Here is a 13,271-nt window from a genome sequence, read left to right as displayed (position 1 = left end):
GTCCTCTTCCATCAGCGTGACTTCACAACGTGCACGCGCGCGCGTGCACACGTTTTTGTACACACCCAGAACGTACTTTTGTACCTATTTAGATCGTACGGCCGATGAACCGAAGGAGGCCCGGATGAGACTGCTCCTCGTGGAGGACGACAATCACGTCGCCGCCGCCCTGTCCGCGGTTCTGGCCCGGCACGGTTTCGACGTCACCCACGCACGCAGTGGCGAGGAAGCCCTCCAGGCACTGGTCCCGGAAGGCGCCGGCTTCGGAGTCGTCCTCCTCGACCTGGGCCTGCCGGACCAGGACGGATACGAGGTCTGCGGCAAGATCCGCAAACGCACCAGCACCCCGGTGATCATGGTCACCGCCCGCTCCGACGTACGCTCCCGCATCCACGGCCTCAACCTCGGCGCCGACGACTACGTGGTCAAGCCGTACGACACCGGCGAACTGCTCGCCCGCATCCACGCCGTCAGCCGCCGTACCGTCCACGAGGACGCCGCCGCGGACGCCGAGACCGCGCTGACTCTCGGACCGGTCCGGATCGAGCTGCCGACCCGTCAGGTCACCGTGGACGGCACGGTCGTGCAGCTGACCCGCAAGGAGTTCGACCTGCTCGCCCTGCTCGCCCAGCGCCCCGGAGTGGTCTTCCGCCGGGAGCAGATCATCAGCGAGGTGTGGCGCACCAGCTGGGAGGGGACCGGACGCACACTGGAGGTCCATGTCGCCTCCCTGCGCGCCAAGTTGCGCATGCCGGCCCTCATCGAGACCGTACGCGGCGTCGGGTACCGGCTCGTCGCCCCGGCCGCCTAGCGGGCCCGGGTGCGCACACGACTCCTCCCGCTGCTCATCGTGCTGATGGCGGCCGTGCTGCTGGCGCTGGGCGTCCCGCTCGCCGTCGGCGTGGCCTCGGCCCAGCAGCAGAAGGTGGTCGTCGACCGGATCGACGACACCGCGCACTTCGCGGCGCTCGCCCAGTACGTCACCAAGCAGGGCGACGAACGCCAGAAGACGCTCCAGAGCGAACTCGACAGCTACTACGAGGTCTACCGGATCCGCGTCGGCGTCTTCTACCAGAACACCAGCATCATGGCCAACGCCCCGGCCAACCTGTTCGTCCCCGAGACGGGCGAACTGCGGGACGCGTTCGAGGAGGCGCTGCTCAGCCGGCGCAGCGAGGACCCGTCGCAGGTCTTTCCCTGGCAGCGGGGGCGGATCGTGGTCGCGTCCCCGGTCATCCGGGACGGTGACGTCGTCGCGGTCGTCGTCACCGACTCGCCCACGGGGGAGATGCGTTCGCGGATCCTGCACGGCTGGCTGGTCATCGGCGCGGGCCTGACGGCCGCGATGCTGGTGGCCGTCGGAGCGGCCCTGCGGCTGACCGGATGGGTGCTCAGACCGGTCCGGGTCCTCGACACCACCACGCACGCGATCGCCAGCGGCCGCCTCAAGTCCCGGGTCGCGGCCGCGGGCGGACCGCCGGAACTCCAGCGCCTGGCACGGTCGTTCAACGAGATGGCGGACAACGTCGAAGACGTGCTCGAACAGCAGCGCGCCTTCGTCGCCGACGCCTCGCACCAGTTGCGCAACCCGCTCGCCGCGCTCCTGCTCCGCATCGAGCTGCTCGCCTTCGAACTCCCCGAGGGCAACAAGGAGATCGCCTCCGTCCAGACGGAGGGCAAGCGGCTCGCCCAGGTCCTCGACGACCTCCTCGACCTCGCCCTCGCCGAGCACACCGAGGCCGACCTGCGCGTCACCGACATCGGCGCGCTGGCCGCCGAGCGCGTCGCCGCCTGGGCGCCGACCGCCGAGGCCAAGGGGGTACGGCTGCTCGCCGACTGCCCGCCGACCACCGGCTGGGCCGACCCGGTCACCCTGTCCAGCGCGCTGGACGCGGTCATCGACAACGCGGTCAAGTTCACGCCTGAGGGCGAGCAGGTCGGGGTGACGGTCGCCGCCGACGGCGAGACGGTGACCGTCGTCGTCACCGACGCGGGACCCGGTCTCACCGACGAGGAACTCGCCCGCATCGGCGACCGCTTCTGGCGCAGCAACCGCCACCAGAACATCAAGGGCTCGGGCCTCGGCCTGTCCATCTCGCGCACCCTGCTGCACGCGGGCGGCGGTTCGATCTCGTACGGCCATCACGAGCCGCACGGTCTGAAGGTGACGGTGACGGTGCCGCGCAGCGCCGCCGCTATGGCTTGACCGAGCGGTAGTAGCGCTGGGCGCCCTCGTGCAGTTGCAGCGGGGAGGTGTAGATCGCCGTGCGCAGGTCGACCAGCTGGGCGGAGTGCACCTTGGCGCCGATGTCGTCCCGGCTGCGGATCACGGTCCGGGTCAGCCACTCGGTGAGCCGGGGGTCCAGGTCCTTGCGGGTGATCAGCAGGTTGGACACGGCGATGGTCGGCACGGTGTACGCGTCCTGGCCGTCGTAGGCCGACTCCGGGATGTTGGTGGGCCGGTAGTAGCGGTTGGCGGCGCTCTCGGTGTGCAGCTTGGCGACGAAGTCGGCCTTGATCGGGATGAACTTGAAGGAGGACGTCTCGGCGAGCGTCTTCAGCCCGTTCGTCGGCAGCCCGCCGGACCAGAAGAACGCGTCGATCGTGCGGCCGAGCTGGTTGACGTCCTTGATGCCGTACGAGAACGGGGTGATGTCCTTGTCCGGGTCGATGCCCTCCGCTTCGAGCACCCGGGTGGCGATCAGCCGCACCCCCGATGTCTTGAGCCCTATGGCGACCCGCTTGCCCTTCAGGTCGGCCACGGTGTTGATGGCGGAGTTCCGCGGGACGACGAGCTGTACGTAGTCGTCGTACAGGCGTGCGACACCGCGCAGCCGGGCGGCCTCCTTCGGGTGGTCGATCGCGAACGACTCCACCGCGTCGGCCGCCGCGATGGCGAAGTCCGCCTCACCGGACGCCACGCGCGCGACGTTGTCCTGCGAGCCGTCGCTGGTCTCCAGGTCCACCTTGAGGTCGGGCATGTCCTTGGCGAACTCGTCGCTCAGGTCCTTGCCGTACTCCTCGTAGACCCCGCCGCGCGAGCCCGTGCTGAACACGATCGACCCGCCCGGCGGCTCCTCGCCCGGCAGCAGCCACCACAGCAGCAGCCCGAAGACCACGAAACCGGCGGCGGCACCTTGCAGCGCGCGGCTCCTGGTCATACGGGGGAAGAGCTTGGACATGCGCGTGATCCTGCCAGGCGGAGGGGGTGGTGGCCAGGGTGAGGGTCACAGGGGCGGGGGGGTGTCCACGGACCCCGTGGGGCTGTCAGTGGTGGTCGATAGAGTCGCCGTATGAGCTCATCGCCCGCCGACCTGGTCCGTGAATTCCACCTCGCCTTCGGGCTCGACGCCCGCAGAACGCCGACCGAGGTGTCACCGGAGCTGGCCGCCCACCGGGGCGAGCTGCTCGCCGAGGAGGCCGCGGAGGTCGCCGAGGTGGCGGTCGAGGGGCCGCTCGACCGGCTCGCGCACGAGCTCGCCGACGTGGTCTACGTCGCCTACGGCACGGCCCTCGTCCACGGCATCGACCTCGACGCGGTGCTCGCCGAGATCCACCGCTCCAACATGACCAAGCTGGGGCCGGACGGCCGTGTCGCCCGCCGGGCCGACGGCAAGGTGCTCAAGGGGGAGCACTATGAGGCGCCGGATGTGTCGGGGGTGCTGCGGCGGCAGGGGTGGGCGCCGGAGGGGGTTGCCTGACGCTCCTCGGGTGAGGGGGCGCGGGAGGGCGTTGCCTGGCGCTCCGAGGGAGGGGGCGCGCCGGAGGGGAGTTGCCCGAGCGCCCTAAGCGGACCCGGTGAAGTCGGCTGCGGTACGGCAGCGCCGCTAAGGGGCGCGGGACTGTATCGATGTGCGGCTTCGCCGCGTGGGCGCGACCAGCCACGACGGCGCCGCAGACGAACGCCGACACGTCGCCGCACATCCAGCGAAGCGCTTAGCGCTCCTCAGTCCGCCACCGACGCCTCCGCGACCGACGTCTCCGGCACCGTCGGTGCGTCGCCCCGGGGCGCCCCGGAACGCCGGGTCCACCAGGACGCCAGTGGCTCGGTGTAGCGGGCCGTTAGAGGGCCGAGGACGACCAGGATCAGGACGTAGGCCGTGGCGAGGGGGCCCAGGGACGGTTCGATGCCGGCGGTGACGGCGAGACCGGCGATGACGATGGAGAACTCGCCGCGGGCCACCAGCGCGCCGCCCGTGCGCCAGCGGCCCTTGGTGGAGATTCCGGCGCGGCGGGCGGCCCAGTAGCCGGTGGCGATCTTCGTCGCCGCCGTGACCAGGGCCAGGGCAAGGGCGGGGAGCAGGACCGGCGGGATGCTCGCCGGGTCGGTGTGGAGGCCGAAGAAGACGAAGAAGACCGCGGCGAAGAGATCGCGCAGCGGGCTCAGCAGGGTGTGGGCTCCCTCCGCGACCTCCCCGGACAGCGCGATGCCGACGAGGAAGGCGCCCACCGCGGCCGACACCTGGAGCTGCTGGGCCACACCCGCGACCAGGATCGTCAGGCCGAGGACCACAAGGAGCAGCTTCTCCGGGTCGTCGCTCGACACGAAACGGGAGATCAGACGGCCGTAGCGGACGGCCACGAACAGCACCAGGCCCGCCGCGCCCAGCGCGATCGCCAGCGTCACGCTCCCGGCCAGCAGCCCGGCCCCGGCGACCAGCGCGGTGACGATCGGCAGGTACACCGCCATCGCCAGGTCCTCCAGGACCAGCACGCTGAGGATCACCGGGGTCTCGCGGTTGCCGACCCGGCCCAGATCACCCAGCACCTTCGCGATGACGCCGGACGAGGAGATCCAGGTGACGCCCGCCAGGACCACCGCCGCCACCGGACCCCAGCCCAGCAGCAGGGCCGCCGCCGCGCCCGGCAGGGCGTTGAGGGCGCAGTCGACCAGGCCGGACGGATAGTGCGCCTTGAGGTTGGTGACCAGATCGCCCGCCGAGTACTCCAGGCCGAGCATCAGCAGGAGCAGGATGACGCCGATCTCGGCGCCCGTCGCGATGAACTCCTCGCTCGCGCCCAGCGGCAGCAGCCCGCCCTCCCCGAAGGCGAGACCGGCGAGCAGGTAGAGGGGGATGGGCGAGAGCCGGAAACGGGCCGCGAACCTGCCCAGCAGACCCAGGGCCAGGATGATGGAACCGAACTCGATCAGCAGGACCGCGGAGTGCACCCGTTCACTCCCGCCCGAGTATCGCCGCGGCCGCGTCGACGCCCTCGCGCGTGCCGACGACGATCAGCGTGTCCCCGCCCACGAGACGGAAGTCCGGTGCCGGGGAGGGGATGGCCGCCGCCCGGCGCAGCACCGCCACGATCGACGTTCCCGTCTCCGTGCGCATACGGGTGTCGCCCAGCAGCCGGCCGTTCCAGTACGAGGTCGCGGAGACCTCGATGCGCTCCGCGACCAGCCCCAGGGCCGTCGTGTAGAGCAGGCTCGCGCTGTGGTGGGAGGGCTTCAGCGCGTCGATGAGCGCACCCGCCTCCGCGCCGGTGAGCCGCAGCGACTGCGCGCAGGAGTCGGGGTCGTCGGCCCGGTACACGCTCACCGTGCGGCCGCCGTCGCGGTGCGCCACCACGGACAGATGGCGGTGTTCCCGGGTCACGAGGTCGTACTGGACCCCGATCCCCGGCAGCGGCGTCGCCCTCAGGCGCGGTGCGGACACGTTTCTTCCCCTCGGTGGTCGCGTCGGTCGGGCCGGCGGCCGTCCAGTGATCACGGCGCCGAGTCCGCATGCTGCCATCGGCCCGTACGGTGGCGATATGGGTGTTGGCACGGATATACGCGACCGGCGGCGGGCGGCGAGGCTGAGCGGCGACAGGCGGTACGAGAAGGGCGAGGAAGGCGGGAACAGGCACGTGTCGCTGTTCTGGCGGATCTTCTCGCTCAACGCCGCGGGCCTGGTCGTGGCCGCCGCGCTGCTGATCGGCCCGGTCACCGTGTCCACCCCGATCAGGCGGGCCGAGGCGCTCGTCGTGCTCGTGGGCCTCGCCCTGCTCCTGCTCGCCAACGCGGCGGTCCTGCGGATCGGCCTCGCCCCGCTCAAGCGGCTCGGCCGTGCCATGGCCACCGCCGATCTGCTGCGCCCCGGCGCCCGCGCGGACGTCGCCGGTCCCGCCGAGGCGGCCGAGCTCATCACGACGTACAACACGATGCTCGACCGGCTGGAGGCCGAGCGGGCCGCCGGGGCCGCCCGTGCGCTGTCCGCGCAGGAGCGTGAGCGCCACCGGATCGCGCGCGAGCTGCACGACGAGGTCGGGCAGACCCTGACGGCGGTCCTTCTCCAGCTCAAGAGGGTCGCCGACCGGGCCCCCGACGGGCTGCGCGAGGAGGTGGCGCAGGCGCAGGAGGCCACGCGCGCGGGGCTCGACGAGATCCGGTTCATCGCCCGCCGGCTGCGCCCCGGTGTCCTGGAGGAACTCGGGCTGTCCAGCGCCCTGCGCTCGCTCGCGGGCGAGTTCAGCGCGCACGGGCTGACCGTGCGCCACCACGTCCCCGGCGGACTCCCGCCCCTGACCGAGGAGTCGGAACTCGTGCTCTACCGGGTGGCCCAGGAGGGCCTCACCAACACCGCCCGGCACGCCGCCGCCGACCACGCCGAGGTGCGCCTGGAGCAGGTCGGGGACGGGGTCGAGCTGCTCGTCCGGGACAACGGCAAGGGGGTCGGCGGCGCGCCGGAAGGCGCCGGGATACGCGGTATGCGGGAGCGGGCGCTGCTGATAGGGGCGCGGCTCACGGTCGTGGGGGCGCCGGGCGGGGGCACGGACGTACGGCTGCGGGTGGGAGCCCCGCGATGACGCCGACCCGCGTTCTGCTCGCCGACGACCACACCCTCGTACGACGTGGAGTGCGGCTCATTCTGGACGGCGAGGACGATCTGACGGTCGTCGCCGAGGCCGGGGACGGGGCGGAGGCCGTCGAGCTGGCACGCGCGTGTGAGGTCGATCTGGCGGTGCTGGACATCGCCATGCCCCGGATGACCGGGCTTCAGGCGGCCCGTGAGCTCTCCCGGCGGCTGCCCGGTCTGCGCATCCTCATCCTGACGATGTACGACAACGAGCAGTACTTCTTCGAGGCGCTCAAGGCCGGGGCCAGCGGTTATGTCCTCAAGTCCGTCGCCGACCGCGACCTGGTCGAGGCGTGCCGCGCGGCCGTGCGGGACCGGCCGTTCGTCTACCCGGGCGCCGAGCGCACCCTCGTCCGCTCCTACCTGGACCGCCTCCACCGCGGTGACGCCCTGCCCGAGCGGGCCGTCACCGAGCGGGAGGAGGAGATCCTCAAGCTCGTCGCCGAGGGACACACCTCCAAGGAGATCGGCGAGTTGCTCTTCATCAGCGCGAAGACGGTGGAACGGCACCGGGCCAACCTGTTGCAGAAGCTGGGGATGCGGGACCGGCTGGAACTGACGCGGTACGCGATACGGGCGGGGCTGATCGAACCGTGAGGGTCAGGGCTCCGTACGGGAGTTGACCAGGCCCAGGCTCTGGGCGACCACGCCCGCCTGGAAGCGGCTGTCCGCGCCCAGGGACTGCATGAGGTCGGAGATGTGGCGGCGGCAGGTGCGTACGGAGAAGCCGAGGCGGCGGGCGACGACCTCGTCCTTCGCGCCCGTGGCCATGATCCGCAGGATGGCCAGCTTGACCTGCTCGGAGATGTGTTCGGGCTGCGGTGTGCTGGGTTCGAAGGGCTGGGCCTGGTCCCAGATGATCGAGAACATGCCGACCAGGAACGCGACGACCGAGGGCTGCCGGATGACGGCGGCCGCCTGTCCGCCGGGCGGGATCGGATCGTCCTCCGGGCGGTCGTCGGCGGTGGGGCGGATCGGCAGGAAGCAGGTCCTGCGGTCGAAGACGAGCATGCGGTCCGGGAGTTCCTCCACCGTGCGGAACTCGCCGCCGATGGCGCTGAGCGTGTCCACGTAGCCCGCGGTGGGGAGGTCGTAGCGGGACGCGTGCTGGTAGACGCTGCGCAGCCGGACGCCTCGGCGGAGCAGGGCCAGGTCGCGGGCCTGGGCCTGGGCGAGCCGGGGGACCGGGCGGCCGCCGCCGGGTTGCAGGCTCAGGACCTCCTCGGTGCACTTCTCGGCCTCGGAGGCGATGAGTTCGTGAACGGTGTCCGGATCTATGACCGTCTCCACGGCCGGGCCCTCGTCGGGGTGCCGGCCGTGGGTGTAGACCGGGGTGAGGAGCCGGATCTGGGCGCGCAGCCGCTCCGCGCGGGCCGCGAGGCGTCTGCTGTGCGTCTCCATCGTCGCGATCGCGTTCCCGGCGGCCAGCTCGGGATGGACGGCGCGCCACTCGCCCTCGCGGCCGGCGACCGGCTCGATCACCTTCAGCGACTCCAGCAGGGCGGACGCGCCGCGCACCTGTTCCACCGGGACGTCCTGTGCTTTGGCGCAGTCCTCGTCGTCGTAGCGGCCGTCCTTCAGGATCTCCCGGTAGACGGCCACGGCCAGCTCGTCGAGTTCGGGTACGGCGTCGTCGTGATTCACACGGCCCCCGTCGGATAGACGTCCGACATCTCGTCCGGGATGTCGAACAGCGTTCAGCCATCTGTTCGGCCGAAAACGGTAAGCGGCGGTCGTGGAGCGGACAAGGGGGCGCGGAAAGCGCTTTCCGCACAGGGCGTGCACAGGGGGTGGTCGGTGCGCTGGTCGCGGGCGGTATCCGGGGTTCCGCGGCCTCCGGCGGGCGTGCAGCGGACTTCGAGCGAGGCTGGAGCTCTCAGGTCAGCCTCGACTTGACCTGATGGGCGATCAGCTCCAGGTGGTCCCAGTCCCGCATGTCCAGGATCTGGAGGTAGATCCGCCGGGCGCCGGCCTCCGCGTACCGGCCGATCTTGTCCACCACCTCCTCCGGGGAGCCGCCGAGACCGGTGGCCCGCAGCTCGGCCACGCCCCGGTCGATCCGGCGCGCCCGCTCCGCCACCTCGGCGTCGCTGGTGCCGCAGCAGGTCACCAGGGCGACTGAGCAGGTCAGCCCGGCCGGGTCGCGGCCCTCGGCCTCGCACGCCTCGCGGACCAGCTTGTACTGCCGCTCGGCCTGGTCGGGCCGGACGAATCCGATGTTGTACTCGTCCGCGTACCGGGCCGCGATCGCGGGCGTACGCCTCGGGCCCCGGCCGCCGACGATGATCGGAGGCCTGGGCCGCTGCCGGGGCCGGGGGAGGGCCGGGCAGTCGGTGAGCCGGTAGTGCGGGCCCGCGTGCTCGAAGCGCTCGCTCTCGGGGGTGCCCCAGATGCCCGTGACGACGTCCAGTTGCTCTTCCAGCAGATCGAAGCGCCGGGCCGGGAACGGGATGCCGTACGCCCGGTGCTCGTCCTCGTACCAGCCGGTGCCCAGGCCGAGTTCCACCCGGCCCCCGGACATCTCGTCGACCTGGGCCACCTGGATCGCCAGTGGGCCCGGCAGCCGGAAGGTGGCCGCCGACATGAGGGTGCCCAGCCGCAGGGAGCGGGTCTCGCGGGCGAGTCCGGCCAGGGTCAGCCAGGAGTCCGTGGGGCCCGGGCGGCCGTCCACCGCGCCGACCGCCAGATAGTGGTCGGAGCGGAAGAAGCCGTCGTAGCCCAGGTCCTCGGCGACCCGGGCGATCGCGAGCTGATCGTCGTACGTGGCCCCCTGCTGGGGCTCCACGAAGATGCGCAGATCCATCGATCCGCTTCCTTCCGTAGGTCAGGGGCGGGGGACGGACGCGGGAGCCGTGCCCGCGGTCCAGGAGGCGTGCAGGGCGGCGTACACGCCGTCCCGTGCGGCCAGTTCGTGGTGCGGTCCGCGTTCGACGACGCGGCCCCGGTCGAAGACGATCACCTCGTCCGCGGCCTCCGCCGTGGCGAGCCGGTGGGCGATGAAGACGGAGGTGCGGCCGTCGGTCACGGTGCCCATGGCGCGCCGGATCCGCACCTCCGTGGCCGGGTCGACCGCCGAGGTGGCCTCGTCCAGGACCAGGACGTCCGGGCGGGCCACATGGGCGCGGACCAGGGCCACGAGCTGCCGCTCGCCCGCCGAGAGCGCCTCGCCGCGCTGGCCGACCGGGGTGCGGACGCCCGCGGACAGGGTGCCGAGCCAGTCGTCGAGTCCCAGTTCCGCGAAGGCGCGTTCGACGGCCGGGTCGTCGAGGCCGGGGGCGCCGTGCCGGACGTTCTCGGCGATGGTCGTGTCGAAGAGGAAGCCGTCCTGCGGCACCATCACCACCGAGCGGCGCAGCGCCGCGAAGCCGATGTGCTCCAGGGGGACGCCCCCGATCAGGACGCGTCCGCTGCCGGGATCCATCAGCCGGGTCACCAGCTTGGCGAAGGTGGTCTTGCCCGAACCGGTCTCGCCCACGACGGCGACCCGGGTGCCGGCCGGGATCGTCAGGTCGACGTCGTGCAGCACCGGGGTGCCCTCCGCGTAGGCGAAGCCGACGTGCTCCAGGCGGATCTCGGCCGGGCCCCTGGGCGGTACGAGGCCGTGCGGACCGGGGTCGGCCACCTCGGGGCGGACGTCGAGGACGCCGAGCATCCGGCGCCAGCCCGCCACCGCCCGCTGCGCCTCGCTGAGCGTGGCCACGCCCATCTGCACGGGGGCCACGAAGAGCGCGGCCAGGAACAGTACGGCGACCAGTTCGCCCACCGACATGTCCCCGCGCCCGATCAGCGCCACGCCCGCCGCCACGATCCCCGCGTTCACCAGGCCCGGGACCAGCTCGGCCACCGCGAGCGTGCCGGTCGCCAGCCGCTGACCGCGCAGTTGAGCGTGCCGGATGCCGGTGACGGCCGCGTCGGCGCGGGAGATCACCCGTTCCTCCATGCCGTACGCGCGTACCGCCGCGGCGCCCACCAGGGACTCCGAGGTGAGCCCGAGCAGCGTGGCGACCCGGTCCCGGACGGCGCCGAACCGCTCCGCCAGCAGGCCCTGGGACCGGCGCAGGAACACGATCAGCGGCAGGAAGAACAGCCACACGAGGAGTGTCAACCGCCAGGAGTAGAACGCCATCACGGCCGTCGTCAGGACGACCTGGGCGATGCTGACGACCAGCCGGAGACCCCGGTACTGGAGGAACGCCGTCACGGTGTCCACGTCCGACGTCACGCGAGAGACGAGGGCGCCGCGCTGCTCCGACTGCTGGTTGACCAGGGAGAGTTCATGGATGTGCCGGAACACCCTGACCCGGGATTCCGCGAGGCCCGCCTCGCTGCTGCGGTAGAGGCGCACGCTGACTCCGTAGGCAGCGGCGGCGGTGAGGGCGACCGCGACCGCGGCGAGGAGGGCGAGACGGGCCACGGTGCCGGGTTCCGGGCCCTGGGGGCCGGTGATGCCCCGGTCGATGGCCTGTTGGACGGTCACGGGGACCACGACCCGGCCGGCCATGGCCACCAGAGCGAGGAGGAGGGTCAGGGGGAAGCCGCGGAGGAACTCGGGGGAGAGGGCCACGCCGCGGCGGATCACCGTCCAGGCGCCTGAAGCGGGCTCGGGGATACCGGGGTCGGGGGTCATGCGGCCCTGCCTTCCTCAGCGGGCTCCGCGTCCTCCCGCTGGTACGCGGTGATCAGCTCCCGGTACCCAGGGCAGGTCGCCAGGAGCGTCGGATGGTCACCGCGGGCCTCGACGGCTCCGTCGCGCAAGTAGACGACCTCGTCGGCGAGTTCGATGCCCGCGAGACGGTTCGCGACGACGAGGACGGTCGCGGGGAGGCGGGCCTCCCCGAGGCCGCCGAGTACGGCCTCCTCCACCCGGGGGTCCATCGCGGAGGTGGCGTCGTCCAGGATCAGCAGCCCGGGGCGCCGCAGCAGCGCGCGGGCCAGGGCGAGTCGCTGGCGCTGGCCGCCCGAGAGCGTGGCGCCGCGTTCGCCGAGCGGCTCGTCCAGGCCGCCGGGCAGCGCCTTGACGAAGGACTCGGCCCGCACCAGCCGCAGCGCGGACCACAGTTCCTCGTCGTCCACGGCCGCGTCCGGGGTCAGATTGGCCCGCACGGTGTCCTGGAACAGGAACGTCTGCTGCGGCACGTAGGCCACCCGCCCGGCGACTTCCCCGCGCCGGTACTCCCGTACGTCGGTCCCGTCCAGCCGGACCGTGCCGTGCGTGGGGTCGAGGAGCCGGGCGGCGAGCATCGCCAGCGTGGACTTGCCGGAGCCGGTGGAGCCGACCAGGGCCACGGTCCGGCCCGCGGGGATCCGGAGCCCGGTGTCCCGCAGGGCGGGGGCGGGGGCTCCCTCGTAGGTGAACTCCACGCCGGTCAGGGCGAGTTCCGCCGGTCCGGCGGCGGTGCGCGCGCGGTCGCCGTACGGCATGGAGTCGACGGCCGACAGGACGGCGTCGACGCGGGCGTCCGCGACCGCGTTGGCCGGGAACTCGCCCATGATCCAGCCGATGGAGACCAGGGGGAAGGACAACACCGAGATCAGGTACGCCAGTTGCACCACATCTCCGGCCTCGACGCTCCCGGCGGACAGCCGGACACAGCCGAGGACGAGCATCGCCAGCATGCCGAGGCTGGGCAGCGCCTCCATGACCGGGTCGAACAGCGAACGGATCCGCCCGGCGGCGATGTTCGCCTCGCGCAACCGCCCCGACACCTCCGCGAACCGGCGGGCCTCGCTGTCCTCACGGCCCAGCGTCTTGACCACCAGCGCACCGTCGAAGCTCTCGTGCGCGACCGCGCTGACCTCGCCGCGCAGATTCTGCCCGCGGGCCACCAGGGGCCCCGCGTGCCGTTCGTAGACGAGGCTGAAACCCACGATCGACCCGAAGAGCACCACCCCGACCCCGGCCAGCGCGGGATCCACCCACAGCATGTCCGCGAGCCCCACGGCCACCATCAGTACGGCGCTGGAGGCCATGGGGAGCATGCCCACGCCCTGCCACGCCGTCTCGACATCGGCGTTGATCGTCGAGAGCAACTCCCCGGTGGAACGGCCCTGATGCCAGGAAAGCGGAAGTCGCGCGTAACGGCGGCTCAGTTGACGCTGGTAATGCGCCTGCATTCGATAGCGCAGCACGGCGGAGAAATACTCGCGCGCGACAAAACCCAGGGCTTTGCAGAGTGTTATGCCCAGGATCACCAGGCACACGGAAAGAAGCGCCGCCTTGTCGGCACTGCCGTCGTCGCGGTACTCGGGTATGACGACCCGGTCCGTCCCCCAGCCGAGCGCCCAGGCCGAGGCCACGGTGGCTCCGGCGTACACGGCGCTGCCGGTCAACGCGTAGGTGAAGGCCCGGGGTTCACGTCGTACCGCCGTGCCCAGCAGTCGTATGCCCTGCCAGGAGAGCGAGGTGCGGCGGGTGCTCCTGACCACTGA

12 protein-coding genes are annotated in these 13,271 nt (G+C 72.0%); 5 read left to right on the top strand and 7 right to left on the bottom strand.

Features of this window, described 5'->3' with window-relative positions; translation table 11 throughout:
* Positions 1 to 124 precede the first annotated feature (124 nt).
* Both ABZ928_RS49670 and ABZ928_RS49665 read left to right on the top strand, forming a co-directional pair.
* Positions 125 to 811, top strand: a complete 687-nt coding sequence (locus ABZ928_RS49670) for a response regulator transcription factor (protein ID WP_361535695.1) — start codon at positions 125 to 127, stop codon at positions 809 to 811.
* Between the two features lie 9 nt (positions 812 to 820).
* Positions 821 to 2,206 carry a HAMP domain-containing sensor histidine kinase gene (locus ABZ928_RS49665; RefSeq protein WP_361535692.1) on the top strand — a complete coding sequence of 462 codons (1,386 nt, stop codon included), beginning with the start codon at positions 821 to 823 and terminating at the stop codon, positions 2,204 to 2,206.
* Here the strand turns inward: ABZ928_RS49665 and ABZ928_RS49660 are convergent.
* Positions 2,196 to 3,182 (bottom strand): TAXI family TRAP transporter solute-binding subunit, encoded by a 987-nt coding sequence (locus ABZ928_RS49660; protein ID WP_361535689.1) that lies wholly within the window; start codon positions 3,180 to 3,182, stop codon positions 2,196 to 2,198. The two genes, ABZ928_RS49665 and ABZ928_RS49660, sit on opposite strands and share 11 nt — an antisense overlap.
* Before the next feature lie 111 nt (positions 3,183 to 3,293).
* On the opposite strand from ABZ928_RS49660, the gene ABZ928_RS49655 reads away from it, so the two are divergent.
* A complete protein-coding gene (locus tag ABZ928_RS49655; protein ID WP_361535686.1) occupies positions 3,294 to 3,701 on the top strand; it encodes a MazG nucleotide pyrophosphohydrolase domain-containing protein in 408 nt (135 codons plus the stop codon).
* Between the two features lie 245 nt (positions 3,702 to 3,946).
* On the opposite strand, the gene ABZ928_RS49650 is transcribed toward ABZ928_RS49655, so the two are convergent.
* A complete protein-coding gene (locus tag ABZ928_RS49650; RefSeq protein ID WP_361535683.1) occupies positions 3,947 to 5,170 on the bottom strand; it encodes a cation:proton antiporter in 1,224 nt (407 codons plus the stop codon).
* Between the two features lie 4 nt (positions 5,171 to 5,174).
* Positions 5,175 to 5,660 carry a TrkA C-terminal domain-containing protein gene (locus ABZ928_RS49645; RefSeq protein ID WP_361535680.1) on the bottom strand — a complete coding sequence of 162 codons (486 nt, stop codon included), beginning with the start codon at positions 5,658 to 5,660 and terminating at the stop codon, positions 5,175 to 5,177.
* 97 nt (positions 5,661 to 5,757) lie between these two features.
* On the opposite strand from ABZ928_RS49645, the gene ABZ928_RS49640 reads away from it, so the two are divergent.
* Positions 5,758 to 6,792, top strand: coding sequence for a sensor histidine kinase (locus ABZ928_RS49640; RefSeq protein ID WP_361535677.1), 1,035 nt, complete (start codon positions 5,758 to 5,760; stop codon positions 6,790 to 6,792).
* Positions 6,789 to 7,439, top strand: coding sequence for a response regulator transcription factor (locus tag ABZ928_RS49635; protein ID WP_361535674.1), 651 nt, complete (start codon positions 6,789 to 6,791; stop codon positions 7,437 to 7,439). The genes ABZ928_RS49640 and ABZ928_RS49635 overlap by 4 nt, the downstream gene beginning before the upstream one ends.
* A gap of 3 nt (positions 7,440 to 7,442) precedes the next feature.
* On the opposite strand, the gene ABZ928_RS49630 is transcribed toward ABZ928_RS49635, so the two are convergent.
* From ABZ928_RS49630 to ABZ928_RS49615, 4 genes are all read right to left on the bottom strand, one after another.
* A complete protein-coding gene (locus ABZ928_RS49630; RefSeq protein WP_361535671.1) occupies positions 7,443 to 8,486 on the bottom strand; it encodes a LuxR C-terminal-related transcriptional regulator in 1,044 nt (347 codons plus the stop codon).
* Positions 8,487 to 8,718: 232 nt separating this feature from the next.
* Positions 8,719 to 9,645 carry an LLM class F420-dependent oxidoreductase gene (locus ABZ928_RS49625; protein ID WP_361535668.1) on the bottom strand — a complete coding sequence of 309 codons (927 nt, stop codon included), beginning with the start codon at positions 9,643 to 9,645 and terminating at the stop codon, positions 8,719 to 8,721.
* 21 nt (positions 9,646 to 9,666) lie between these two features.
* Entirely contained in the window at positions 9,667 to 11,469 is a 1,803-nt protein-coding gene (locus ABZ928_RS49620; protein ID WP_361535665.1) for an ABC transporter ATP-binding protein, read from the bottom strand.
* Positions 11,466 to 13,268 carry an ABC transporter ATP-binding protein gene (locus ABZ928_RS49615; protein WP_361535662.1) on the bottom strand — a complete coding sequence of 601 codons (1,803 nt, stop codon included), beginning with the start codon at positions 13,266 to 13,268 and terminating at the stop codon, positions 11,466 to 11,468. Before ABZ928_RS49615 ends, ABZ928_RS49620 begins: the two co-directional genes overlap by 4 nt.
* Positions 13,269 to 13,271 lie beyond the last annotated feature (3 nt).

This window comes from Streptomyces sp. NPDC046909, assembly GCF_040644695.1.
GTDB lineage: Bacteria > Actinomycetota > Actinomycetes > Streptomycetales > Streptomycetaceae > Streptomyces.
The sequence above is the reverse complement of the archived record's forward strand: the minus strand, read 5'-3'. Positions and strand labels throughout refer to the sequence as shown.

Excerpts from the sequence above, each read along its gene's own strand:
- ABZ928_RS49625 (WP_361535668.1), bottom strand. The coding sequence starts at position 9,645 with ATGGATCTGCGCATCTTCGTGGAGCCCCAGCAGGGGGCCACGTACGAC.
- ABZ928_RS49635 (WP_361535674.1), top strand. The coding sequence starts at position 6,789 with ATGACGCCGACCCGCGTTCTGCTCGCCGACGACCACACCCTCGTACGA.
- ABZ928_RS49655 (WP_361535686.1), top strand. The coding sequence starts at position 3,294 with ATGAGCTCATCGCCCGCCGACCTGGTCCGTGAATTCCACCTCGCCTTC.
- ABZ928_RS49670 (WP_361535695.1), top strand. The coding sequence starts at position 125 with ATGAGACTGCTCCTCGTGGAGGACGACAATCACGTCGCCGCCGCCCTG.
- ABZ928_RS49660 (WP_361535689.1), bottom strand. The coding sequence starts at position 3,182 with ATGTCCAAGCTCTTCCCCCGTATGACCAGGAGCCGCGCGCTGCAAGGT.
- ABZ928_RS49640 (WP_361535677.1), top strand. The coding sequence starts at position 5,758 with ATGGGTGTTGGCACGGATATACGCGACCGGCGGCGGGCGGCGAGGCTG.
- ABZ928_RS49620 (WP_361535665.1), bottom strand. The coding sequence starts at position 11,469 with ATGACCCCCGACCCCGGTATCCCCGAGCCCGCTTCAGGCGCCTGGACG.